Genomic DNA, 356 nt, shown 5'->3' on the forward strand with positions numbered 1-356 from the left:
CGGCTACTCGGTGCTGGTCGTCACGCTGGACACCCCGCTGCTGGCCTGGCGGCCCCGCGACCTGGACCAGGCGTACCTGCCGTTCGTGCACGGCGTGGGCACCGCCAACTACTTCACCGACCCCGCGTTCCGGGCCGGCCTCGCCAAGCCGGTGCACGAGGACCCGAACGCGGCGGTGCTGCACTTCCTCGGACTGTTCGGGGACGCCGGCCACACCTGGCCCGACCTGGCCTTCCTGCGTGCGCACTGGGACGGGCCGATCGTCCTGAAGGGCGTACTGCATCCGGACGACGCCCGGCTCGCCGCGGACGCCGGCATGGACGGCGTGGTGGTCTCCAACCACGGCGGCCGTCAGG

The 356-nt window shown here is 73.0% G+C and carries 1 protein-coding gene; it reads left to right on the forward strand.

The annotated features are described in order from the left end of the window. On the forward strand, positions 1–356 hold a 356-nt coding region (locus tag IE312_RS41645), incomplete at both ends, for an alpha-hydroxy-acid oxidizing protein (protein ID WP_229900392.1).

Source organism: Streptomyces capoamus (assembly GCF_014654935.1).
Taxonomy (GTDB): Bacteria; Actinomycetota; Actinomycetes; order Streptomycetales; family Streptomycetaceae; genus Streptomyces; species Streptomyces capoamus.